Source organism: Pseudomonas sp. P1.31, assembly GCF_001269815.1.
Taxonomy (GTDB): Bacteria; Pseudomonadota; Gammaproteobacteria; order Pseudomonadales; family Pseudomonadaceae; genus Aquipseudomonas; species Aquipseudomonas rustica.
The window spans coordinates 76122-100323 of the sequence record NZ_LHVN01000020.1 but is presented as its reverse complement, the minus strand read 5'-3'; the positions used below and the strand labels follow the sequence as shown (position 1 = coordinate 100323).

15 protein-coding genes are annotated in these 24202 nt (G+C 59.6%); 10 read left to right on the top strand and 5 right to left on the bottom strand.

The window, feature by feature from the left end:
- Positions 1-58: 58 nt before the first annotated feature.
- Positions 59-487 carry a YciI family protein gene (locus tag AD669_RS13700; RefSeq protein ID WP_053120617.1) on the bottom strand — a complete coding sequence of 143 codons (429 nt, stop codon included), beginning with the start codon at positions 485-487 and terminating at the stop codon, positions 59-61.
- A gap of 313 nt (positions 488-800) precedes the next feature.
- Here AD669_RS13700 and tpx point away from each other — a divergent pair, with 313 nt between their 5' ends.
- The 7 genes from tpx (at position 801) to AD669_RS13665 (ending at position 13953) form a co-directional block, all read left to right on the top strand.
- On the top strand, positions 801-1301 hold the full coding sequence (gene tpx, locus AD669_RS13695) for a thiol peroxidase (protein ID WP_008086450.1): 501 nt from the start codon (positions 801-803) through the stop codon (positions 1299-1301).
- Positions 1302-1486: 185 nt separating this feature from the next.
- Complete coding sequence (locus AD669_RS13690; protein WP_053120615.1) at positions 1487-2794, top strand: MdtA/MuxA family multidrug efflux RND transporter periplasmic adaptor subunit; 1308 nt, start codon at positions 1487-1489, stop codon at positions 2792-2794.
- Positions 2791-5892 carry an MdtB/MuxB family multidrug efflux RND transporter permease subunit gene (locus AD669_RS13685; RefSeq protein ID WP_053120613.1) on the top strand — a complete coding sequence of 1034 codons (3102 nt, stop codon included), beginning with the start codon at positions 2791-2793 and terminating at the stop codon, positions 5890-5892. Before AD669_RS13690 ends, AD669_RS13685 begins: the two co-directional genes overlap by 4 nt.
- 142 nt (positions 5893-6034) lie before the next feature.
- Positions 6035-9142 carry an efflux RND transporter permease subunit gene (locus AD669_RS13680; RefSeq protein WP_053120611.1) on the top strand — a complete coding sequence of 1036 codons (3108 nt, stop codon included), beginning with the start codon at positions 6035-6037 and terminating at the stop codon, positions 9140-9142.
- Entirely contained in the window at positions 9139-10608 is a 1470-nt protein-coding gene (locus tag AD669_RS13675) for an efflux transporter outer membrane subunit (protein WP_053120609.1), read from the top strand. The genes AD669_RS13680 and AD669_RS13675 overlap by 4 nt, the downstream gene beginning before the upstream one ends.
- A gap of 263 nt (positions 10609-10871) precedes the next feature.
- A complete protein-coding gene (locus AD669_RS13670) occupies positions 10872-12953 on the top strand; it encodes a bifunctional diguanylate cyclase/phosphodiesterase (protein WP_053120607.1) in 2082 nt (693 codons plus the stop codon).
- A 253-nt stretch (positions 12954-13206) separates the two neighbouring features.
- Positions 13207-13953, top strand: a complete 747-nt coding sequence (locus AD669_RS13665) for an SDR family oxidoreductase (protein ID WP_053120606.1) — start codon at positions 13207-13209, stop codon at positions 13951-13953.
- A 149-nt stretch (positions 13954-14102) separates the two neighbouring features.
- On the opposite strand, the gene mapR is transcribed toward AD669_RS13665, so the two are convergent.
- The 3 genes from mapR to AD669_RS13650 all read right to left on the bottom strand — a co-directional run bounded on the left by mapR (position 14103) and on the right by AD669_RS13650 (position 17573).
- Positions 14103-15512, bottom strand: a complete 1410-nt coding sequence (mapR, locus tag AD669_RS13660; protein WP_053120604.1) for a GntR family transcriptional regulator MpaR — start codon at positions 15510-15512, stop codon at positions 14103-14105.
- A gap of 186 nt (positions 15513-15698) precedes the next feature.
- Positions 15699-17129: a cytochrome c oxidase accessory protein CcoG gene (gene ccoG, locus AD669_RS13655; protein WP_053120601.1), complete on the bottom strand. Its 1431-nt coding sequence runs from the start codon at positions 17127-17129 to the stop codon at positions 15699-15701.
- 195 nt (positions 17130-17324) lie between these two features.
- Positions 17325-17573 (bottom strand): DUF3203 family protein, encoded by a 249-nt coding sequence (locus AD669_RS13650; protein ID WP_053120599.1) that lies wholly within the window; start codon positions 17571-17573, stop codon positions 17325-17327.
- 122 nt (positions 17574-17695) lie between these two features.
- On the opposite strand from AD669_RS13650, the gene AD669_RS13645 reads away from it, so the two are divergent.
- A complete protein-coding gene (locus tag AD669_RS13645) occupies positions 17696-18208 on the top strand; it encodes an MgtC/SapB family protein (RefSeq protein ID WP_053120597.1) in 513 nt (170 codons plus the stop codon).
- 83 nt (positions 18209-18291) lie between these two features.
- Here the strand turns inward: AD669_RS13645 and AD669_RS28600 are convergent, their stop codons facing one another.
- Entirely contained in the window at positions 18292-18450 is a 159-nt protein-coding gene (locus AD669_RS28600; RefSeq protein WP_003224520.1) for a hypothetical protein, read from the bottom strand.
- 216 nt (positions 18451-18666) lie between these two features.
- Here AD669_RS28600 and AD669_RS13640 point away from each other — a divergent pair, with 216 nt between their 5' ends.
- Both AD669_RS13640 and treS read left to right on the top strand, forming a co-directional pair.
- A complete protein-coding gene (locus AD669_RS13640; protein ID WP_053120595.1) occupies positions 18667-20664 on the top strand; it encodes an alpha-1,4-glucan--maltose-1-phosphate maltosyltransferase in 1998 nt (665 codons plus the stop codon).
- A 194-nt stretch (positions 20665-20858) separates the two neighbouring features.
- A complete protein-coding gene (gene treS / locus AD669_RS13635; protein WP_053120593.1) occupies positions 20859-24200 on the top strand; it encodes a maltose alpha-D-glucosyltransferase in 3342 nt (1113 codons plus the stop codon).
- The last annotated feature ends 2 nt before the right edge of the window (positions 24201-24202 follow it).

The following is a 24202-nucleotide window of genomic DNA, read 5'->3' as shown; positions in this document are numbered from 1 at the left end:
TACGGGCAAGATCAAAAGATCGCAGCCTTCGGCAGCTCCTACAGGGGGCATGAGGGGTTTAGCTGTTTTTCTTTGCTTGGTCGCGGATGCGCTCTTCTTGGGCGCGAGCCTCAGGAGTGAACTCTGCGCCAAAGTCTTCAGCTGAGAATATCTGGCGAATCTCGATGTCGGAATCGGTGCCCGGCATAGGATTCGGGCAGCGCTTGACCCACTCAATGGCTTCTTCCTTGGATTTAACGTCCCAGATCCAATACCCGGCGACCAATTCCTTGGTTTCGATGAAAGGGCCATCAGTCACCGTACGTTTGTCGCCGGAGAAGCGCACACGGGCGCCTTTGCTACTCGGGTGTAAACCGTCCGCTTCGACAAGGATGCCGGCCTTGGCCAGTTCCTCGTTGAAATTGCCCATCGCGGTGAGCAGTTCTTCACTGGGCATGACGCCGGCTTCCGAATCGGCGCTGGCTTTTACGAGGATCATGAATCGCATGGCGGTTACTCCGAAAAGTGTGGGGTTCACTGCTTAATCGAACGGGCCAGACATGAATCGACAGCATGGTTGAAAAAAATCAGGATCGCCCGCATCCCCGTGTAGGAGCTGCGGCACGCTGCGATCTTTTGATTTTGTTTCGAGGATCAAAAGATCGCAGCCTTCGGCAGCTCCTACCGTGATCTCGGGTTGTATACAATTTCGCGCGTCGGCACCTGACAATTTCATTTTGGGCATAGGTCGTCGGACAATTTCGTGGTTAACTTCCGCTTCTTGCATGCTCTCCAACCACAACGTTAGAAGGACTCAAGTCATGGCTCAAGTCACCCTTAAAGGCAATCCGGTTCAAGTCAACGGCCAGTTGCCACAAGCCGGTTCCAAGGCGCCAGCCTTTTCCCTGGTTGCCGGCAATCTGTCCGACGTCACCCTGAAAGACTTCGCCGGCAAGCGCAAAGTCCTCAACATCTTCCCAAGCGTTGACACCCCGACCTGCGCCACTTCCGTGCGCAAGTTCAACGCTCAGGCCAACGAAGTCGCCAACACTGTCGTGCTGTGCATCTCCGCTGACCTGCCGTTCGCTCAAGCACGCTTCTGCGGCGCCGAAGGTCTGGAAAACGTACAGAACCTGTCGACCCTGCGCGGTGCCGAGTTCATCGAAAACTATGGCGTGGCCATTGCTGACGGCCCGCTGAAAGGTCTGACTGCCCGTGCCGTTGTGGTGCTGGACGAGAACGACAACGTGCTGCACAGCGAACTGGTCAAGGAAATCGCTGAAGAGCCGAACTACGACGCTGCTCTGGCCGTCCTGAAGTAAGCTCTGCCACAGCGCTTTACAATTGTTAACGGCCTGGCCCTGTCCAGGCCGTTTTCATTTGTGTATCAGTGTTTTGCCTCACACCTTGAAACGTAAGATGAAGGTAAATTGCCGGTAAAGCTGCTTTGCTTAATCGTCACCAGTGCTTATCGTTCAGCCTCCCGTAAAAGAAGCCCACGCGCCCAATGGTTAATCACTCCATGCAATCGTCCCCCCGCAACACCCGTCGCTGGCTGATCAGCCTGCTTGTCTTGTTGGTTATCGCTGTTCTGTGCTGGAAATTCTGGCCGGCCGGTTCAGCCCACAAGGAGGGCGGTGATAAGGCGGCGGCCGGTCATGCCGGGCGTTCGGGGATGATGAGGCCAGGCTTCGGCGGCGGTACCGGGCCGATTCCGGTGCGCGTGGCGCCGGCGGTCACCGGCGACTTCCCGCTGTATTACAAGGCGCTGGGCACGGTAACGGCGCTCAACACCATCAATGTACGCAGCCGGGTGGGCGGCGAATTGGTGAAGATCAATTTCGAAGAAGGGCAGATGGTCAAGGCCGGCGACCTGCTGGCAGAGATCGATCCGCGTCCTTACCAGAACGCCTTGCTGCAAGCCGAAGGCACCTTGCTGCAGAATCAGGCGCAATTGAAGAACGCTCAGGTCGACGTCGAGCGTTATCGCGGTCTGTTCAAGGAAGACAGTATTGCCAAGCAGACACTGGACACCGCCGAAGCGCTGGTCGGCCAGTATCTGGGCACGGTAAAAACCAATCAGGCGGCGGTCAACGACGCCAAGCTCAATCTTGAATTCACCAAGATCCGTGCACCGATTGCCGGTCGCGTCGGTCTGCGTCAGGTCGACGTCGGCAACCTCGTGGCGGCCAACGACACCACGTTCCTCGCGGTGATCACCCAGACCCAACCGATCAGCGTCGCCTTCACGCTGCCGGAAAACAGCCTCGAAACCGTGCTCGCCCGCTACCGCAGCGGCGCCAAACTGCCGGCCGAAGCGTGGGATCGTGGCGACACCAAACTGCAAGCCACTGGCGTATTGCAAAGCCTCGACAACCAGATCGACGTTGCCACTGGCACCCTGAAATTCAAGGCCCGTTACGACAACCGCGATCAAGCGCTGTTTCCGAATCAGTTCGTCAACGTGCACTTGCTGGCCGACACCCTCAAAGGCGTGGTACTGGCCCCGTCTGCTGCGATCCAGTTCGGCACCAACGGCACCTTTGTTTATGCGCTCGACGGTGACAAGAAAGTCACCATCCGCCAACTGAAAATCGGTGCCAGCGATGGTAATAACACCGTGATCACCGAGGGCCTGGCGGCAGGCGACCGTGTGGTGCTGGAAGGCACTGACCGCCTGAAAGAGGGCAGTGAAGTGGAAGTGGTCAACGACAGCAATGCCGTGCCGACCACCCCAACCGAACACTTGCAGGGCAAATCGGCTGCCGCCGCGCCAGACGCTGCCGTGACTGACAAGGCCAAGAAGGGCGCATGAACATTTCGCGGCTGTTCATCCTCCGTCCGGTAGCCACCACCCTGAGCATGCTGGCCATTGTTCTGGCCGGCCTGATCGCTTATCGCCTGCTGCCGGTCTCGGCGTTGCCGCAAGTCGATTACCCGACCATCCGCGTCATGACCCTGTATCCCGGCGCCAGCCCGGACGTAATGACCAGCGCCGTGACCGCGCCACTTGAACGTCAGTTCGGGCAGATGCCGGGTCTGACGCAAATGGCCTCGACCAGCTCCGGCGGCGCGTCGGTGCTGACCCTGCGTTTCAGCCTCGACATCAACATGGATGTTGCCGAACAACAGGTGCAGGCCGCGATCAACGCTGCGACCAATCTGCTGCCAACCGACTTGCCGGCACCGCCGGTGTACAACAAGGTTAACCCGGCAGACACCCCGGTGTTGACCCTGGCCATCACCTCGAAAACCATGTTGCTGCCCAAACTTAATGATCTGGTCGATACGCGCATGGCGCAGAAAATCGCCCAGATCAGCGGCGTCGGCATGGTCAGCATTGCTGGCGGTCAGCGTCAGGCGGTACGGATCAAGGTCAACCCGGAAGCCTTGGCGGCCAACAGTCTCAATCTGTCTGACGTGCGCACCTTGATCGGTGCCTCCAACGTCAACCAGCCGAAAGGTAACTTCGACGGCCCGACCCGGGTGTCGATGCTCGACGCCAACGATCAACTGACGTCGCCCAAGGACTACGCCAACCTGATCCTCGCGTATAAAAACGGCGCGCCGTTGCGGCTCAAGGACGTTGCGGAAATCGTCGATGGCGCTGAGAACGAACGTCTCGCCGCGTGGGCCAACCAGAATCAGGCAGTGTTGCTGAACATTCAGCGTCAGCCGGGCGCCAACGTCATTGAAGTGGTCGACCGGATCAAGGCGCTGCTGCCAAGCATCACCGACAACCTGCCGGCCGGCCTCGATGTCACGGTACTGACGGATCGTACGCAAACCATTCGCGCCTCGGTAACCGATGTTCAGCACGAACTGCTGATCGCCATCGCGCTGGTGGTCATGGTCACGTTCCTGTTCTTGCGCCGTGCCAGCGCCACGATCATTCCGTCGGTGGCCGTGCCGTTGTCGCTGATCGGTACGTTTGGCGTGATGTACCTCGCCGGGTTCTCGGTGAACAACCTGACGCTGATGGCGTTGACCATCGCCACCGGTTTTGTGGTCGACGATGCCATCGTCATGCTGGAAAACATCTCTCGATTTATCGAAGAGGGCGACAGCCCCATGCAGGCAGCGCTCAAGGGCGCCAAGCAGATTGGCTTCACCTTGATTTCCCTGACCCTGTCGTTGATCGCCGTACTGATTCCGCTGCTGTTCATGGCGGATGTGGTCGGGCGCTTGTTCCGTGAATTTGCCATCACCCTCGCGGTAGCGATCCTGATTTCGTTGGTGGTCTCGCTGACCCTGACGCCAATGATGTGCGCACGTCTGCTCAAGCGTGAACCTGAGCCGCATGAGCAGGGCCGCTTCTACCGCGCTAGTGGCGCAGTGATCGACTGGATGATCGCCGAGTACGGGCGGATGCTGCGTTGGGTGCTCAAGCACCAACCGCTGACCTTGCTGGTCGCTATCGGCACTTTGGCGTTGACCGTGTTCCTTTACATTATCGTGCCGAAGGGCTTCTTTCCGGTGCAGGACACCGGGGTGATTCAGGGCATTTCCGAGGCGCCGCAGTCGATTTCCTTCGCAGCCATGGGCGAGCGCCAGCAAGAACTGGCGAAGATCATTCTTGAAGACCCGGCGGTACAAAGCCTGTCGTCGTACATCGGTGTCGATGGCGACAACTCGACGCTCAACAGCGGCCGCTTGCTGATCAACCTCAAACCGCACAATCAACGGGATCTCACCGCCACGGAAGTGATTGCCCGCCTGCAGCCGAACCTGGACAAACTGGTCGGCATCCGTCTGTTTATGCAGCCGGTGCAGGATCTGACTATCGAAGACCGCGTCAGCCGCACGCAATACCAGTTCAGCATGTCGTCGCCAGACTCGGAGTTGCTCAGTGAATGGAGCGGGCGTCTGGTCGAGGCACTGGCGCAACGTCCGGAACTGACCGACGTTGCCAGTGATTTGCAGGACAAAGGCTTGCAGGTGTATCTGGTGATTGACCGCGATGCGGCCTCGCGCCTGGGTGTGTCGGTGGCGAATATCACCGATGCACTGTACGACGCGTTCGGTCAGCGGCAGATTTCAACGATCTACACCCAGGCCAGTCAATACCGCGTGGTGCTGCAAGCGCAGTCCGGCGAGAAAATCGGCCCGCAGGCACTGGACCAGATCCACGTGAAAACCACGGATGGCGCGCAGGTGCGCCTGTCGAGTCTGGCCCACGTCGAGGAGCGTCAGGCACAACTGGCGATCACCCACATCGGCCAGTTCCCGGCAGTGATGATGTCGTTCAACCTCGCGCCGGGCGTGGCGCTGGGGCATGCGGTGGACATCATTGATCAAGTGCAGAAAGACATCGGCATGCCGGTCGGCGTGCAGACGCAGTTCCAGGGCGCGGCCGAAGCATTCCAGGCGTCGCTGTCGAGCACCTTGCTGCTGATCCTGGCGGCGGTGGTGACCATGTACATCGTGCTCGGCGTGCTCTACGAGAGCTACATCCACCCGATTACTATTCTTTCGACCTTGCCGTCGGCGGCGGTCGGTGCCTTGCTGGCACTGCTGCTCAGCGGCAATGATCTGGGAATGATCGCGATCATCGGTATCATCTTGCTGATCGGTATCGTGAAGAAAAACGCGATCATGATGATCGACTTCGCCCTTGATGCCGAACGCAATCAGGGCATGGCGCCCGAGCAGGCGATCTATCAAGCCGCGCTGTTGCGTTTCCGGCCGATCCTGATGACCACGCTGGCGGCGCTGTTCGGCGCGGTGCCGCTGATGCTCGCCACCGGCTCTGGCGCGGAATTGCGTCAGCCGCTGGGTCTGGTGATGGTTGGCGGGTTGCTGGTGAGCCAGGTACTAACGTTGTTCACCACGCCCGTGATCTACCTGTACTTCGACCGCCTCGGTCGCCGGTTTGGCAAAACCAATGCCGACAGCGCAGAGGTGCCGGTATGACTGTCTGCACGCATTCCCGATGTAGGAGTGAGCCTGCTCGCGATGAGGCCGGCACATCCAACATTTATGTGAGCAGACAAATTGCTATCGCGAGCAGGCTCACTCCTACAGGGGTGTGCGGTGAAGCTGGGGATTGCGGTCAATGAATCTGTCCGGCCCTTTCATCAAACGCCCGGTCGCGACCATGCTGCTGAGCCTGGCGATCATGCTGCTGGGCGGTGTCAGCTTCGGCCTGCTGCCGGTGGCGCCGCTGCCGCAAATGGATTTCCCGGTGATTGTCGTTCAGGCCAGCCTGCCCGGCGCCAGTCCGGAGGTCATGGCATCCACCGTGGCCACGCCGCTGGAGCGCTCATTTGGCGCCATCGCCGGCGTCAACACCATGAGCAGCCGCTCCAGCCAGGGTTCGACGCGGGTCATTCTGCAATTTGACCTCGACCGCGACATCAACGGTGCGGCGCGGGAAGTGCAGGCGGCAATCAACGCCTCGCGCAATCTGTTGCCGAGCGGGATGCGCAGCATGCCGACCTATAAAAAGGTCAACCCGTCACAGGCGCCGATCATGGTGCTGTCGCTGACCTCGGATGTGCTGGAAAAAGGTCAGCTTTACGATTTGGCCTCGACGATTCTGTCGCAGAGCCTGTCGCAGGTGCAGGGCGTCGGCGAAGTGCAGATCGGCGGCAGTTCGTTGCCGGCAGTGCGCATCGAACTCGAACCGCAGGCGCTGAATCAGTACGGCGTGGCGCTGGATGACGTGCGTAAAACCATTGCTGACGCCAACGTGCGCCGGCCCAAAGGTTCGGTCGAGGACGGCCAGCGGTTGTGGCAGATCCAGGCCAACGATCAACTGGAGAAAGCCAAGGATTACGAGTCGCTGATCATCCACTACGCCGATGGCGCCGCATTGCGCCTCAAAGACGTGGCCAAAGTCAGCGATGGTGTGGAAGACCGCTACAACAGCGGTTTCTTCAACGATGACGCCGCGGTGTTGCTGGTGATCAACCGTCAGGCAGGCGCCAACATCATCGAGACGGTCAACGAAATCAAGGCGCAACTGCCGGCACTGCAAGCGGTATTGCCAGCCAGCGTGAAGCTTAATCTGGCGATGGATCGCTCGCCGGTGATCAAGGCGACGTTGCACGAAGCGGAAATGACCCTGCTGATCGCCGTGGCGCTGGTGATTCTGGTGGTGTTCCTGTTCCTCGGTAACTTCCGCGCCTCGCTGATCCCGACGTTGGCGGTACCGGTGTCGCTGGTCGGCACCTTTGCGGTGATGTACCTCTATGGATTCTCGCTGAACAACCTGTCGCTGATGGCGCTGATTCTGGCCACCGGTCTGGTGGTCGACGACGCCATCGTGGTGCTGGAGAACATTTCCCGGCACATCGACGAAGGCGTCAAACCGATGGAGGCTGCTTACCTCGGGGCCAAGGAAGTCGGTTTTACCTTGCTGTCGATGAACGTCTCGCTGGTGGCGGTGTTCCTGTCGATCCTGTTTATGGGCGGGATCATCGAGAGCCTGTTCCGCGAATTCTCCATCACCCTGGCGGCGTCGATTGTGGTATCGCTGGTGGTGTCCCTGACGCTGACACCGATGCTCTGCGCGCGCTGGCTTAAACCGCACACGCCGGGGCAGGAAAACCGTCTGCAACGTTTCAGCCGCCGCACCAACGACTGGATGGTTGGCAAATACGCTACCAGCCTCGATTGGGTGCTGCGTCATCGCCGCCTGACCTTGCTCAGTCTGTTGATCACGGTCGGCGTCAACGTTGCCTTGTATGTGGTCGTGCCGAAAACCTTCATGCCGCAGCAGGACACCGGCCAGTTGATCGGTTTCGTGCGCGGCGACGATGGTCTGTCGTTCAGTGTGATGCAGCCGAAAATGGAGACCTTCCGTCGTGCTGTACTCAAGGACGAAGCGGTGGAAAGCGTTGCCGGGTTTATCGGCGGCACCAACGGCACCAACAACGCCTTCATGCTCGTGCGTTTGAAACCGATCAAGGATCGTCAAATATCGGCGCAGAAAGTCATCGAGCGGCTGCGCAAGGAAATGCCCAAGGTGGCTGGCGCGCAATTGATGCTGATGGCGGATCAGGATCTGCAGTTCGGCGGTGGCCGTGAACAGACCACCTCGCAGTACAGTTACATCCTGCAAAGTGCAGACCTTGGTTCACTGCGCGAGTGGTACCCGAAAGTGGTGACCGCGTTGCGTGCGCTGCCAGAGTTGACCGCCATTGATGCCCGCGAAGGCCGAGGCGCGCAACAGGTGACACTGATTGTCGACCGTGATCAGGCCAAGCGTCTGGGCATCGATATGGACATGGTCACTTCGGTGCTGAACAACGCCTACAGCCAGCGGCAGATTTCGACGATCTACGACAGCCTCAACCAGTATCAGGTGGTGATGGAGGTCAACCCGAAATATGCGCAGGATCCGGTGACGCTCAAGCAAGTACAGGTGATTACCGCCGACGGTGCGCGCGTGCCGTTGTCGACCTTTGCCCACTATGAAAGCAGTCTGGAAGACGACCGCGTCAGCCACGAAGGGCAGTTCGCCTCCGAGGATATTTCCTTCGATATGGCCGAAGGCGTGACGGTGGAGCAGGGCAGTGCCGCCATCGAACGGGCGATTGCCAAACTTGGCTTGCCAGAAGACGTGATCGCAAAAATGGCCGGTACCGCCGATGCTTTCGCCGCCACGCAGAAGAGCCAGCCGTTCATGATTCTAGGCGCGTTGCTCGCGGTGTATCTGGTGTTGGGTGTGCTGTATGAAAGCTACATTCACCCGCTGACGATTTTGTCTACGTTGCCGTCGGCCGGGGTCGGCGCGTTGTTGTCGATCTATGCCTTGGGTGGCGAGTTCAGCCTGATCTCGCTGCTCGGCCTGTTCCTGTTGATAGGCGTGGTAAAGAAAAACGCGATTCTGATGATCGACCTGGCGCTGCAACTTGAACGCCACCAAGGCATGACTCCGCTGGAGTCGATCCGCAGTGCTTGCCTGCAACGTCTGCGGCCGATTCTGATGACCACGCTGGCAGCGATTCTCGGCGCCTTGCCGTTGCTGCTCAGCCGCGCGGAAGGTGCAGAAATGCGCCAGCCGTTAGGCCTGACCATCATCGGCGGGCTGATTTTCAGCCAGGTGCTGACGCTTTACACCACCCCTGTGGTTTACCTCTATCTCGACAAGCTGCGCCATCGTTTCAACAAATGGCGTGGCGTGCGTACTGACGCCGCTCTGGAAACTCCGCTATGACTGATCGTTCGCTTATCCATATGGCCACTGTGCGCGGCTCGCGTCTATTGAGCCTGTCGCTGTGCGTGGCGATGCTCAGTGCCTGCGCTGTCGGCCCGGACTACCAGCGCCCGCAGACCGCCGAAATCGCTCAGTACAAAGAAGCCGAGGGCTGGCGTCAGGCCAATCCGAGCGACTCGCTGGCCCGTGGCGCCTGGTGGGAGCTGTACGGCGATCAGCAGCTCAACGGCCTGATCGAAAAGCTCAACAGCTCCAACCAGACCGTCGCGCAATCGGAAGCGCAGTTCCGTCAGGCGCAGGCCCTGGTACGCAGTGCGCGCGGCGCGTTCTATCCGAGCGTTGACCTGAGCGTGGGCAAAACCCGCTCCAGCCAGGGCACCGGCAGCAGCAGTTCGAGTTTGAGCAGTTCTTCCAGCGGTATTCGCGACACCTATAACGCGCAGTTGGGCGTCAGTTGGGAAGCCGATATCTGGGGCAAACTGCGCCGTGGTCTTGAGGCCGATCAGGCCAGTGCTCAAGCGAGTTATGCCGATCTGGCGGCGATGCGCCTGAGCCAGCAGTCGGAACTGGTGCAGAACTACCTGCAATTACGCGTGATCGATCAGCAGAAACGTTTGCTCGAAGCCACGGTGGCGGCGTACGAGCGTTCGCTGAAAATGACCCAGAACCAGTATCGCGCCGGTGTGTCCGGACGTGACGCGGTGGCGCAGGCGCAAACCCAGCTGAAAAGCACTCAGGCCGATCTGGTCGATCTGATCTGGCAACGCGCGCAATTCGAAAACGCCATTGCCGTGCTGACCGGGCAGGCGCCAGCCGAATTCAATATTGCCGAAACCCAGAACATCCCGAACCTGCCGCAAGTGCCGTTGAGCTTGCCGTCGCAACTGCTGGAACGTCGTCCGGACATCGCCTCGGCTGAACGTTCGGTGATTGCGGCCAACGCCAACATCGGCGTGGCGAAAGCGGCGTATTACCCGGATCTGTCGCTGAGTCTGAGCGGTGGTTACAGCAGCAGTACCTCGCAAGACCTGGTCAGCTTGCCGAACCGCTTCTGGTCGGTCGGGCCGAAACTGGATCTGCCACTGTTTGACGGCGGCATCCGTTCCGCCGAAGTCGATCGCACTGAAGCAGTTTACGATCAGACCGTGGCCAAATACCGCCAGACCGTGCTCGATGGTTTCCGCGAAGTGGAAAACTATCTGGTGCAGCTCAAGGTGTATCAGGACGAAGCCGCCGTGCGCCAGGAAGCGCTGGATGCGGCGCGCGACTCTCTGCGCCTGACGGAAAACCAGTACAAGGCCGGGCTGATCGCCTATATCGACGTTGTGGTGGTGCAAGCCACGGCGCTGAGCAACGAACGCAGCGTGCTGAACATCCTGCAAAGCCGCCTGATCGCCAGCGTGCAACTGATCGCCGCGCTGGGCGGTGGCTGGGACGGCCAACTGGATGTAACCGACAGCAAATAAGCCCGCTCCCCCCCCTGTAGGAGCTGCCGAAGGCTGCGATCTTTTGATCTTGAAAACCAAATCAAAAGATCGCAGCCTGCGGCAGCTCCTACAGGGGGAAAGGTGCTTTCCAGAGCCTTGTAGGACGATCAAACAAGCGTTTCATCGGCTTGATGGCAATTTGCTTACTTTGTCAGTGCGTTCTTCCGCGCAATCAGTACAATCGCCGCATTTGCCCAGCCGAGAATGGACGCAGTACGGTTTGGGTGGTCACGAGAACTTTCATGCTCACTGGTAGCTATTCCTCCACCCTCGTACTCATCTCGTTGTGCGTGGCGATTCTCGCCTCGTACACCGCGCTCGATCTCAGCGGGCGCATTGCCACCGCCAGGGGCCGCGCCGTGCATTTCTGGACGGCGGGTGGCGCATTGGCCATGGGGGTCGGCGTCTGGTCGATGCACTTCATTGGCATGCTCGCCTTCAAACTGCCGATTGATCTGGGTTACGACATTGGCATCACCGCGCTGTCGCTGCTGATCGCCGTGCTGTCGTGCGGCTTTGCGCTATGGCTGGTCAGTCAGCCGAAGCTACCAATCTGGCAACTGGCCTTCGGTGCGCTGATCATGGGCGCCGGTATCAGCACCATGCATTACACCGGCATGGCCGCGATGCGCATGACCCCAGGCATCGATTACGACCCGACACTGTTCAGCGCGTCGTTGCTGATCGCGGTCGGCGCCTCGGCCGCCGCGCTGTGGATTGCCTTTCGCCTGCGCCAGCATTCGCCTTATGTACGGCTGATTCGCGGCGGCGCGGCGGTGATCATGGGCATCGCCATTGTCGGCATGCACTACACCGGCATGGCCGCTGCGAAGTTTCCTGACGGCAGCTTCTGTGGCGCGACCATCGATGGCCTGAAGGGCAATGGCCTCGACAGTCTGGTGCTGATTACCACGTTGGCGGTGCTGTCGATCGCCTTGCTCACCTCGATTCTTGATGCCCGCCTCGAAGCGCGCACCGCAGATCTGGCGCACTCGCTGACCGCAGCCAACCGCGAACTGACGCAACTGGCCCTGCACGACACGCTGACCGGTTTGCCGAACCGCATGTTGCTCGATGACCGCATCAATCAGGCGATGAAAAAGGTGCATGAACAGGGCGGCTGTTTCGCCTTGATGTTCATCGATCTGGATGGCTTCAAACCAGTCAACGATGCGTTCGGCCATCACATGGGCGACCAGTTGCTGCGCGAAGTGGCGCAACGCCTGCGCGAAGATCTGCGCAGCCAGGACACGCTCGCGCGGATCGGCGGCGACGAATTTGTTTTGCTGGTGCGCCTCGCCGAAACGAACGATGCATTGAGCCTGGCGGCGCGTCAGGTTGGCCTGATCGCCCGTTCGTTCCGCGTGGCTGAACACGATTTGCAGATCTCTGCCAGCGTCGGCATCGCCCTGTATCCGGGCAATGGCCAGACCACGCAAGAACTGCTGATGAATGCCGACGCGGCGATGTACCACGCCAAGGGTGGCGGTAAAAACGGTTACAGCTTCTTCGACGCGTCGATGAACAGCAATGCGCGCAAGCAACTGCAACTGCTGCAGGATTTGCGTGCGGCGCTGGAACACAGCCAGTTCAGCCTGCATTACCAACCTAAATTCGACGCAGCCAACGGTCGCCCGGTCGGTGCCGAGGCGCTGCTTCGCTGGGAGCATCCGCTGCACGGCATGCTGATGCCGGACAAGTTTATTGATCTGGCGGAAAAAACCGGCTTGATCATTCCGATCGGCGAGTGGGTGCTCAATGAAGCCTGCCGCCAGATGCGCGAGTGGTACGTGCTCGGTTACACCGACTGGCGCATCGCTGTGAACCTGTCGGCGTTGCAGTTCTGTCATGCCGGTTTGGTGCAGAGCGTGGCGAAAGCTTTGGCAACTCATCATCTGCCGGCCAACAGCCTGACCCTGGAAATCACCGAAACCACGGCGATGAGTGATGCTGATGCGAGCATGACGGTGTTGCAGGAGTTGTCGGACATGGGCGTCGATTTATCGATCGACGACTTTGGTACCGGTTATTCGAGCCTGATGTACCTCAAGCGTCTGCCGGCCAATGAACTGAAGATTGATCGTGGGTTTGTGCGTGATCTGGAGCATGACAGCGATGATGCGGCGATTGTTTCGGCGATTGTCGCGCTGGGCCAGGCGCTGGGTTTGCGCATTGTTGCTGAAGGCGTGGAGACCGGCGTGCAGCAGGATTTTCTGACGCAATTGGGCTGTGATTCGTTGCAGGGTTATCTGCTCGGGCACCCGATGCCGGCGGAGCGGTTTATGCAGGACATCGTGCGCGGCGAACAACTGATTCCTGCCTGAGACAACATCCTGTGGCGAGGGGATTTATCCCCGTTGGGTTGCGCAGCAGCCCCTTTAACTTGCACCCCGATTCCTGCTGACACACCGCACTGGCTGATTTTGGGGCTGCTTCGCAACCCAACGGGGATAAATCCCCTCGCCACAGGGGGCGGTGTTCAACAGGGTGGATGTTTACGACAACCCATGCAAAACCCGGCAATGGCGGTTATTCTTTCCCCCGACTGTTATGGGTGCATTCGGGGGAAGGGCCAGCATGGATAAAGTCATTGTGATCACCGGTGGCGGGCGCGGGATTGGCGCTGCTACGGCGTTGTTGGCGGCCGAACAAGGCTATCGGATCTGCATCAACTACCAGTCGGATGAACAGGCCGCGCATAGCGTGCTGGAGCAAGTCCGTGCACTGGGCGCACAAGCCATTGCGGTTCGCGCTGACGTCAGCATCGAAGACGAAGTGGTCGCGTTGTTTCAGCGCGTCGACACCGAATTGGGCCGGGTCACCGCCCTGGTGAACAACGCCGGCACCGTCGGGCACAAATCACGGGTCGACGAAATGTCCGAATTTCGCATCCTCAAAATCATGAAAACCAATGTTTTGGCACCGATCCTCTGTGCCAAGCACGCGATCCTGCGCATGTCGCCCAAGCACGGCGGGCAGGGCGGCAGCATCGTCAACGTCTCGTCGGTGGCGGCGCGTTTGGGTTCTCCAAATGAATACGTCGATTACGCCGCCTCCAAAGGCGCGCTCGATACATTCACCATCGGCCTGTCCAAGGAAGTCGCGGGCGAGGGGATTCGTGTCAACGCGGTGCGCCCGGGTTACATCTACACCGATTTCCACGCACTGAGCGGTGATCCGGATCGGGTCAGCAAGCTTGAGTCAGCGATTCCGATGGCTCGTGGGGGGCGACCGGATGAAGTGGCGGAGGCGATTGTCTGGCTGTTGTCGGACAAGGCTTCGTATGCGACGGGGACGTTTGTTGATTTGGGTGGTGGGCGTTAAACCAGAAAATTGAGTTGTCTGGTTGGGCCTCATCGCTAGCAGGCTAGCTCCCACAGGGTTTGTGGTTGTTCACACAAATGTGTTTCAACGCAATCCACTCTGGGAGCTAGCCTGCTGGCGATAGCAAAAATCGCGGCAACATCAACCTGTCAGAACGACCGCACAATCCGCCCCAACGTCTCCATCGCCTTCTCCGAATCCTCCGTCCACGGGCTGCCATAGTTCAGGCGAATGCAATTCCTGAAGCGCTGCGTCGGCGAAAAAATCGGCCCTGGGGCGATGCTGATGCCTTGTGCCAGCGCCATCTGAAACAACTTCAATGAATCCATCTGCTCTGGCAGCTCCAGCCACAAAAAGTAGCCGCCGGCGGGTTGGCTGACGCGTGTCTGGGCCGGGAAGTAACGGGCGATGGCGGCGAGCATGGCGCTCTGTTGTTCTTCGAGGGCGTAGCGCAGTTTGCGCAGATGACGGTCGTAGCCACCGTGTTGCAAGTAGTCGGCAATCGCCGCTTGCGCGGGCATCGAGGCGCACAGCGAGGTCATCAGCTTCAGCCGTTCGATTTTCTGCGCGTAGCGCCCGGCAGCGACCCAGCCGATGCGATAGCCGGGGGCCAGACTCTTGGCGAACGAGCCGCAATGCATAACCAGACCTTCGGTGTCGAAGGCTTTCGCCGGTTTCGGCGCTTGCTGGCCGTAATAGAGTTCGGCGTAGACGTCGTCTTCGATCAGCGGCACTTGGTGACGGCGCAGCAGTTCGACCAGTTCCTGTTTCTTTTCCTCGGGCATGGTTGCGCCCATCGGGTTCTGGAAACTGGTCATGCACCAGCAGGCTTTGATCGGGTGACGTTCGAGCGTCTGCGCGAGCACGTTGAGGTCGATGCCGTCGCGCGGGTGCACGGGGATTTCCACGGCTTTGAGTTTCAGGCGTTCAAGTACTTGCAGGCTCGCATAGAACGCTGGCGCTTCGATGGCCACCAGATCGCCGGGTTCGGTCACTGCTTGCAGGCACAGGTTCAGCGCTTCGAGGGCGCCGTTGGTGATCAGCAGTTCTTCCATCGGCAGCATCAGGCCGCCGACCATGTAACGCAGGGCGATCTGGCGGCGCAGTTGCGGGTTGCCTGGCGACATGTCGGTGACGACCATGCGCGGATCCATCTCCCGCGCGGCGCTGGCCAGCGACCGGGACAGGCGTTGCAGGGGGAACAGGGTCGGGCTGGGGAAGGCTGAGCCGAAGGGCACGGTGTTTGGATCTTTGATCGAATCGAGTACTGAGAACACCAGTTCACTGACGTCGACTTCGGTGGATTCGTTGACCTGATGGCTGATCACCGGCTCCGAGAACGGGCTCGGCGCGTGGGCGTTGACGAAGTAGCCGGAACGGGGGCGGGCGCGGATCAGGCCTCGGCGCTCGAGCAGGTAGTAGGCCTGGAACACGGTGGAGGGGCTGACGCCGTAGGTCTGGCTGGCGTAGCGCACCGAGGGCACGCGCTGGCCGGGGCCGAGGACGCCGGAGCGGATCAGTTCAGCGATGTCGTCGGCGAATTTTTCGTAGCGTTTCATCGGTTGCCTGGTCAGTGAATGATTCGAGTGTATGTAGTTGTGGCGAGGGGATTTATCCCCGATGGGCTGCGGAGCAGTCCTGAAACCTAAAAGCGCGGTGCGCCATGAAAAACCGGATCGCGAGGTTTGGGGCCGCTTCGCAGCCCATCGGGGATAAATCCCCTCGCCACAGGGGGGATGTGTGGTTTAGCGATTCATCGGCGCCACAAACCGGCTCTTCGCCACGCTGTAAACCTCCGCCTCATCGCTATCACTCACTTTGAAATTCAACGTCTGCGAACTACTCGCGGGCCGTTCCGTGGTCATCGCCACCGACACCGGCACATCGACAATCTCGCCCGGTGCAAGACTCAACTCAGTCTTACCCTGCAACTGAAAGCCGTCACCGTCCAAAAGGCTCAGATTGTAAACCTGACGCTGCTGGGTTTTGTTGATGACTTTGAGACTGTAGATGTTTTCGATCTGACCTTGAGCGTTCTCCCGGAACAGCCCGCGATCCTTGGTGACGTCCAGCGAAACCATCGGCCGTTCGACCAACGCCAGGGCGAGTGCGCCGATCATCAGCAGCAACACCACCGTGTAACCGATCAGCCGAGGCCGCAGCAGGTGGGTTTTACCGCCCTGCAGTTCGCGTTCAGAGCTATAGCGAATCAGCCCGCGCGGGTAGTTCATTTTGTCCATGATCGAATCGCAGGCATCGATACACGCCGCGCAACCGATGCATTCCATCTGCAAGCCGTCGCGGATGTCGATGCCGGTCGGACATACCTGCACACACAGTTGGCAGTCGATGCAGTCGCCCAAACCGGCTTCGGCGGGTTTCACATCGCGTTTGCGCGGGCCACGGTTTTCGCCGCGCGCCACGTCGTAGGCAATGGTCAGGGTGTCTTTGTCGAACATCACGCTCTGGAATCGCGCATACGGGCACATGTGCATGCACACCGCTTCGCGCAGCCAGCCGGCGTTGATGTAGGTGGCGGCGGTAAAGAACAGCATCCAGAACAGACTGACCCCGCCGATTTGCAACGTCAGCAACTCTTCAGCGAGCGGACGAATCGGCGTGAAGTAGCCGACAAACGTCAGCCCGGTCAGCCCGCTGATCGCCAGCCACAAAGTGTGTTTGGCGGCACGGCGCGCCAGTTTGTTCAGGCTCCACGGCGCCGCTTGCAGTTTGATCCGCTGGTTGCGTTCGCCTTCAGTGATCTTCTCGCACCACATGAAAATCCACGTCCACGAGCTCTGCGGGCAGGTGTAACCGCACCAGACCCGGCCGGCAAACACGGTGATGGCGAACAGGCCGAACGCGGCGATGATCAGCAGTGCCGACAGCAAGATGAAATCCTGTGGCCAGAAGGTCGCGCCGAAGATGTGGAATTTGCTTTCCGACAGATCCCAGAGCACGGCCTGACGCCCGCCCCAGTTCAGCCACACCGTGCCGAAAAACAACAAAAACAGAAACCCCGCGCCGCTCATACGCAAGGTGCGGAACAGGCCGGTGAAGCTGCGGGTGTGGATTTGATTGTCGCTGGATTTTGCCGTCGCCTTCATTGGGCGTGCGGGTATGCTTTTTATGGTTGGAGATGCTTCTACGGTTCGGACGGGGATTTGTTCGCTCATGGTCGTTCGCTCATCAGCCTCCATCAGGCCAGCGAACTATGGGCGTCGATCTGTTTGCATAACAGACTCAGGTATTTCAATAAAAAGCGTATCAGATGTTCTTTTGGACATGTCCTGCGACAACTTGAAGCAGCCCGCAGGCAAAGGCGCAAACGCCTATCGCAGGCGTCTGCGCCGGGTGTTGACCAAGGTCAGTCAAATCACCGAATCACTCTCGTCAGCCTTGAGATGCTTACGACCGTCCTTGGCACCTGCTACGGTCAAGGCGTCGGCTTCTGCTTCGGTGATGTACACGCGCTTGCCTTCTATCTCAACGAAAGACATGGCTTTTTCACTGTCCGTTTTGACTTCCAGGGTGTCGCAGATGCGAATTTCCTCGCCATGTTCGACGGTAAAAAAACACACTTTTTGCTCGGGATTGGATTCATCGACGCGCAGGGGCATGGGGCTGTCCTTTTTCCGGGGGTGTCTGAAACGTTAGGGCGCATGCTTTGCCGATCGTTCGGCGCAACCGATTAATGGTCGCCGCTGTCCATCATCTATCGACTCATAAAAAGGACGGCACGATGAACGCCTGGTGGCATGAAGTGTGGGTGACGCTGCAAGCGGAATTTGCCGACATTGGTGACGCGTCGCAGCTCACGCGAATCACCGTGCGGCTGGTGATGGCGGCGGTATTGGGCGGAATTCTCGGTTTCGAACGCGAGCATAAAGGCAAGGCGGCCGGGGTGCGCACGCACATGTTGGTGGCGCTCGGCGCGGCGCTGTTTGTGCTGGTGCCGCAGACGTCAGGGGCGGAGTCCGATGCGATGAGCCGGGTGCTGCAGGGCGTTATCGCCGGGATCGGCTTCCTTGGTGCGGGCACGATTCTGAAGAACAAGGAAGGCGATGAAGGTCACGTCAAAGGCCTGACCACGGCAGCGGGGCTGTGGATGACGGCGGCGATTGGCGTGGCGGCGGGGTTGGGCAAGGAGGCGACGGCGCTGCTGAGTACCTTGTTGGCGCTGGGAATTTTCAGCGTGATGCCACGGATCGTGCGTTTGTTCGAAAAGGATGAGCAGAAAAACGATCTCCTCTAATTCATCGCTTCCCGCGTGCAATGGGACGCGGAGCGTCCCCGGCGGCATTCCCACGCAGAGCGTGGGAACGATCGGTGGCCGGGTCAGACGATCACGGGCGGCATCGTCGTTGGCGGTTCTTCCTTAGGTGGAGGCGTGGTGCCTGGCGGCTCTTGCTCTGGAATCGGTTGCGGTTCGGTTTCCGGCAGTGTCGGTTTGTCGATGTTCGGATCGGGTGTTTCGGCCGGGATCGGGATGTTCATCAGTAGACCTCCGTGTGGCACATGGCGTGAGAAGTGCTTAAGTGGATTGACCACCTCGTGGCGAATTCGATCCGCTTTTCTGTAACGGCAATTTCATCTGAACTTTTCCCGGCACCGGTCGCTCGGAACCTAAGTGAGTTCATTCCGGACGGGCGCTCGATTGCGAACGCTGAACCGGCACAAGAGCGTCCTTTGGGCGTTAAGGAGAGATGCTCAATGACTGCTGAAAACCCCTCAGAACTAAGCTACAACCCGCACATTCCGCTGTCGCAGGCTTTGTTGCTGCCACGCATCGCCATTGAAGACACCATGCCGACCCTCGATGGCGGGCAGTTCGCCGTGAAGTCGATTGCCGGCCGTGAAGTGGTGGTCACCAGCAAAGTCTTCGCCGACGGTCACGACAAGTTGGCGGTGCGCATTCGCTGGCGCGAGGAAGGCGAGGAGACCTGGCAAAGCGAGGTCATGTCCGACCAGGGCAACAATGGCTGGCAGGGTCAGTTCCGCCCCGAGCATCAGGGCCGTTTCCTCTATTGCATCGAAGCGTGGATCGATCATTTCGCCAGTTTCCAGTACGAACTGGAAAAGAAACACACCGCCGCCGTGCCGGTCTCGCTGGAGTTGCAGGAAGGCCGGACGATGGTGCAACAAGCTGCCGAACGCAGCGAAGGTCAGCTCAGCGAACAGCTCGCTGCGCTGCACCATGAACTGTCCGGGCTGCTCGAAACCGAGCAGGTCGCGCTGTTTCTGCACTCGCGCAGTGCGCAATTGATGGCCGAGGCCGATCACCGCGCCTACCTGAGCGTCAGTGCTGAATTCCCGATGGACGTCGAACGCGAACTGGCCGAGTTCGCCAGTTGGTACGAGCTGTTTCCGCGCTCGATCACCGACGACCCCAAACGTCACGGCACCTTTAATGACGTGCACTCGCGCTTGCCGATGATTCAGGACATGGGTTTCGACGTGTTGTACTTCACGCCGATCCACCCGATTGGCCGCGCGCATCGCAAGGGCCGCAATAACTCGCTGACGGCGGGGCCGGACGATCCGGGCAGTCCGTACGCGATTGGCAGCGAGGAGGGCGGTCACGAGGCGATTCACTCGCAGCTCGGCACCCGTGAAGACTTCCGTCGACTGGTGGCGGCGGCTGCCGACCATGGTCTGGAAATCGCTCTCGATTTCGCCATTCAGTGTTCTCAGGATCACCCGTGGCTCAAGCAGCATCCGGGCTGGTTCAACTGGCGCCCGGACGGCACGATCAAATACGCGGAAAACCCGCCGAAGAAATATCAGGACATCGTCAACGTCGATTTCTACGCGCCGGACGCGATTCCGAGTCTGTGGGTCGAGTTACGCGACATCGTCGTCGGTTGGGTCAATGAAGGCGTGAAGATCTTCCGCGTCGACAACCCGCACACCAAACCGCTGCCGTTCTGGCAGTGGCTGATTGCCGATGTGCGGGCGCTGCACCCGGAAGTGATCTTCCTCGCCGAGGCGTTCACCACGCCGGCGATGATGGCGCGGCTGGGCAAGGTCGGGTACACGCAGAGTTACACCTATTTCACCTGGCGCAACACCAAGGCTGAGTTGGCCACGTACCTCACCGAGCTGAATGAATCGCCGTGGCGCGAGTGCTACCGGCCGAATTTCTTCGTCAACACGCCCGACATCAATCCGGCGTTCCTGCATGAGTCCGGGCGTCCGGGGTTCTTGATCCGCGCGGCGCTGGCGACCATGGGCTCGGGCCTGTGGGGCATGTATTCGGGTTACGAACTGTGCGAAGCGGCGCCGGTGCCGGGTAAAGAGGAGTACCTCGATTCGGAGAAGTACGAGATCCGCGTCCGCGACTTCACCGCGCCCGGCAACATCATTGCCGAGATCGCCCAGCTCAACCGCATCCGCCGGCAGAACCCGGCGCTGCACACGCATTTGGGGCTGAAGGTCTACAACGCCTGGAACGACAACATTCTCTATTTCGGCAAGCGCAGCGCCGATGGCAGCAACTTCATTCTGGTGGCGGTCAGCCTCGATCCGCATAACGTGCAGGAAGCGAATTTCGAACTGCCGTTGTGGGAAATGGGCCTGCCGGACGATGCGACGACCCACGGTGAGGATTTGATGAACGGGCATCGCTGGGACTGGCATGGCAAATACCAGTTCATGCGGATTGACCCGGCATATCAGCCGTTCGGGATTTGGCGGATTACCACTTCCTAAAGATCGACACCAAACCCTGTGGTGAGGGGATTTATCCCCGACCGGCTGCGCAGCAGTCGCATGGAAAACCACTCGGTACAACTGAAGAAAAAGCGGGGGCCGCTTCGCAGCCCATCGGGGATAAATCCCCTCACCACAAAAGCCCACTCATCACAGGGCTTGTGTGGTGCCAGAGAATTCAGCAGGAGTTTCACATGGCGAAGAAACCCAATGCAGCCACCTTCATCAAAGACCCGCTCTGGTACAAGGATGCGGTGATTTACCAGGTTCACGTCAAATCGTTTTTCGACTCCAACAACGACGGGATCGGCGACTTTCCCGGCCTGATCGCCAAGCTCGATTACATTGCCGAACTCGGCGTCAACACCATCTGGCTGCTGCCGTTCTACCCGTCGCCACGTCGCGATGATGGCTACGACATCGCCGAATACCGTGGCGTGCACAGCGATTACGGCACCATGGCCGACGCCAAGCGCTTTATCGCCGAGGCGCACAAACGCGGCTTGCGAGTAATCACCGAGCTGGTCATCAACCACACCTCCGACCAACACCCGTGGTTCCAGCGTGCCCGCAAAGCCAAACCCGGCTCGGCGGCGCGCGACTTTTACGTGTGGTCGGATGACGATCAGAAATACGATGGCACGCGGATCATTTTCCTCGACACCGAAAAGTCCAACTGGACGTGGGATCCGGTCGCCGGCCAGTACTTTTGGCACCGCTTCTATTCGCACCAGCCCGACCTGAATTTTGATAACCCGCAAGTGATGAAAGCCGTGCTCTCGGTGATGCGTTACTGGCTGGACATGGGTATCGACGGTCTGCGCCTCGACGCCATTCCGTACCTGATCGAGCGCGACGGCACCAACAACGAAAACCTCCCTGAGACCCACGACGTTCTCAAGCAGATTCGCGCTGAGATCGACGCCAATTACCCCGACCGCATGCTGCTCGCCGAAGCCAATCAGTGGCCGGAAGACACCCAGCTGTATTTCGGCGATACCGACGCCAAAGGCCTGAATGGCGACGAATGCCACATGGCCTTTCACTTCCCGCTGATGCCGCGCATGTACATGGCGCTGGCCCAGGAAGACCGTTTCCCGATCACCGATATTTTGCGTCAGACCCCGGAAATTCCGGCCAACTGCCAATGGGCGATTTTCCTGCGCAACCACGATGAACTGACGCTGGAAATGGTCACCGATAAAGAACGTGACTACCTGTGGAATTACTACGCCGCTGACCGTCGCGCGCGGATCAACCTTGGTATTCGTCGACGTCTGGCGCCGTTGATGGAACGCGATCGCCGTCGCGTCGAACTGCTCAACAGCCTGCTGCTGTCGATGCCGGGCACGCCGACGCTGTATTACGGCGATGAAATCGGCATGGGCGACAATATCTATCTGGGCGACCGCGACGGCGTGCGTACGCCGATGCAATGGTCGATCGACCGCAACGGCGGTTTTTCCCGCGCCGACCCGGCCAGTCTGGTGCTGCCGCCGATCATGGATCCGCAGTACGGTTATCTGTCGGTCAACGTCGAAACCCAGGCGGGCGATCCGCATTCGTTGCTCAATTGGACGCGGCGCATGCTTGCTGTGCGCAAACAGTCGAAAGCCTTTGGTCGCGGCACGCTGAAAATGCTCTCGCCGAGCAACCGCCGCATTCTCGCTTACACCCGCGAATTCACCGACGCCGACGGCAAACACGAGATCATTCTTTGCGTGGCGAACGTCTCGCGCAGTGCGCAAGCGGCGGAGCTGGATTTGTCGGCCTACGTCGGCATGGTGCCGGTGGAAATGTTGGGCGGTAATGCCTTCCCGCCGATTGGCCAACTGAATTTCCTCCTGACGTTGGCGCCGTACGGCTTCTACTGGTTTGCCTTGGCCTCGGAAAACCAGATGCCGAGCTGGCACGTCGAGCCCGCGCAAAGCCTGCCGGACTTCACCACGCTGGTGCTGAAAAAACGCATGGAAGAACTGCTGGAAGCGCCGTCCCGCGCGACGCTGGAGCAAAACATCCTGCCGAACTGGCTGCAAAACCGTCGCTGGTTCGCCGGCAAAGGCGCGGCCATCGACAACGTGCAAATGGCTTACGGCGTGCGCTTCGGCGATGCCCAGCATCCGGTGTTGCTCAGCGAAATTGAGGTCACCAGCGCTGGCCACACCAGCCGTTATCAGCTGCCATTTGGTTTCATTGCTGAAGATCAGGTCGGCCCGGCACTGCCGCAGCAACTGGCGTTGGCGCGCGTTCGTCGCGTGCGTCAGGTCGGCTTGATCACCGATGCGTTCAGCCTCGAAGCGTTTATTCGCGCCGTGCTGCAGGGCATGCAGAACAACACCGTGCTCGAATCGAGCGAGGGCGAAATTCGCTTCGCACCAACGGCGCAACTGGAAAAACTCGGCCTCGGTGTCGAGTCGGAAGTGCGCTACCTGTCGGCGGAGCAATCGAACAGTTCGGTGGTGATCGGCAACAGCCTGGTGCTGAAACTGATCCGCAAAGTCGCCTCGGGCGTGCACCCGGAACTGGAGATGAGCGCGTACCTGACCGAGGCCGGTTTCGAAAATATCTCGCCGCTGCTTGGCTCGGTGATTCGCCGCGATGCCAAAGGTCAAGACAATCTGTTGATGATCGCCCAAGGCTATCTGAGCAATCAGGGCGATGCCTGGGAATGGACGCAGAACAACCTCGAACGGGCGCTGCGCGACGAACTCGCCGATGCCATGTCCGAGCAGGAACAGCATTACAACGCACTCGGCGAGTTGAAGGATTTTGCCGGCATGCTCGGTCAGCGTTTGGGCGAGATGCACAAAGTGCTCGCCGCGCCGACTGACAACGTCGATTTTGCGCCGCAGGTGTCGACGGCCAAGGATGCGCAGGCCACGGGCAAAGATATCGCCGCGCAAGTCGAGCACGCGCTGAAACTGCTCAAGCAACATCAGGGCGAACTCAGCGCGGCGGATCAGCAACTGGTCAAACGCTTGCTCGACGAGAAGAAAACCATTCTGGCCCACGTCCAGGATCTGGCGAAAAAGGCTGTCGGCGGTTTGCAGATTCGCGTGCACGGCGACCTGCATTTGGGCCAGGTGCTGGTGATCAAGGGCGATGCGTACCTGATCGACTTCGAGGGCGAACCGGCGCGGCCATTGAGTGAGCGCCGAGGCAAACACAGTCCGTACAAAGATGTCAGCGGCGTGCTGCGTTCGTTCGATTACGCCGCGGCGATGACCATCAATGTGCAGAACGTTGATCACGGCGCGGAGTCTGAAGACGCACGTCGTCGTGTCGCGCAACGTTATTTGAATGAAGCGCGAGCGGCATTTGTTCAGGCATATCGCCGAGCGGCAGCTAGTCTTGATCATGCTTGGCAAGATCCTGAAGGGGCCGACGCTGCGCTGGCATTGTTCGGTCTGGAGAAGGCGGCCTATGAAGTGGCCTATGAAGCCGAAAATCGCCCGACGTGGCTGCCCGTGCCGTTGCACGGTTTGTATGGGTTATTGACAGGGCTTAAACCCTTTTCCGATCTTGGTGGAGAGTAGTC

Excerpts from the sequence above, each read along its gene's own strand:
- ccoG (WP_053120601.1), bottom strand. The coding sequence starts at position 17,129 with ATGAGCGAACAAATCCCCGTCCGAACCGTAGAAGCATCTCCAACCATA.
- AD669_RS13645 (WP_053120597.1), top strand. The coding sequence starts at position 17,696 with ATGAACGCCTGGTGGCATGAAGTGTGGGTGACGCTGCAAGCGGAATTT.
- mapR (WP_053120604.1), bottom strand. The coding sequence starts at position 15,512 with ATGAAACGCTACGAAAAATTCGCCGACGACATCGCTGAACTGATCCGC.
- treS (WP_053120593.1), top strand. The coding sequence starts at position 20,859 with ATGGCGAAGAAACCCAATGCAGCCACCTTCATCAAAGACCCGCTCTGG.
- AD669_RS13685 (WP_053120613.1), top strand. The coding sequence starts at position 2,791 with ATGAACATTTCGCGGCTGTTCATCCTCCGTCCGGTAGCCACCACCCTG.
- AD669_RS13665 (WP_053120606.1), top strand. The coding sequence starts at position 13,207 with ATGGATAAAGTCATTGTGATCACCGGTGGCGGGCGCGGGATTGGCGCT.
- AD669_RS28600 (WP_003224520.1), bottom strand. The coding sequence starts at position 18,450 with ATGAACATCCCGATCCCGGCCGAAACACCCGATCCGAACATCGACAAA.
- AD669_RS13650 (WP_053120599.1), bottom strand. The coding sequence starts at position 17,573 with ATGCCCCTGCGCGTCGATGAATCCAATCCCGAGCAAAAAGTGTGTTTT.
- AD669_RS13700 (WP_053120617.1), bottom strand. The coding sequence starts at position 487 with ATGCGATTCATGATCCTCGTAAAAGCCAGCGCCGATTCGGAAGCCGGC.
- AD669_RS13690 (WP_053120615.1), top strand. The coding sequence starts at position 1,487 with ATGGTTAATCACTCCATGCAATCGTCCCCCCGCAACACCCGTCGCTGG.
- AD669_RS13680 (WP_053120611.1), top strand. The coding sequence starts at position 6,035 with ATGAATCTGTCCGGCCCTTTCATCAAACGCCCGGTCGCGACCATGCTG.
- AD669_RS13675 (WP_053120609.1), top strand. The coding sequence starts at position 9,139 with ATGACTGATCGTTCGCTTATCCATATGGCCACTGTGCGCGGCTCGCGT.
- AD669_RS13670 (WP_053120607.1), top strand. The coding sequence starts at position 10,872 with ATGCTCACTGGTAGCTATTCCTCCACCCTCGTACTCATCTCGTTGTGC.
- tpx (WP_008086450.1), top strand. The coding sequence starts at position 801 with ATGGCTCAAGTCACCCTTAAAGGCAATCCGGTTCAAGTCAACGGCCAG.
- AD669_RS13640 (WP_053120595.1), top strand. The coding sequence starts at position 18,667 with ATGACTGCTGAAAACCCCTCAGAACTAAGCTACAACCCGCACATTCCG.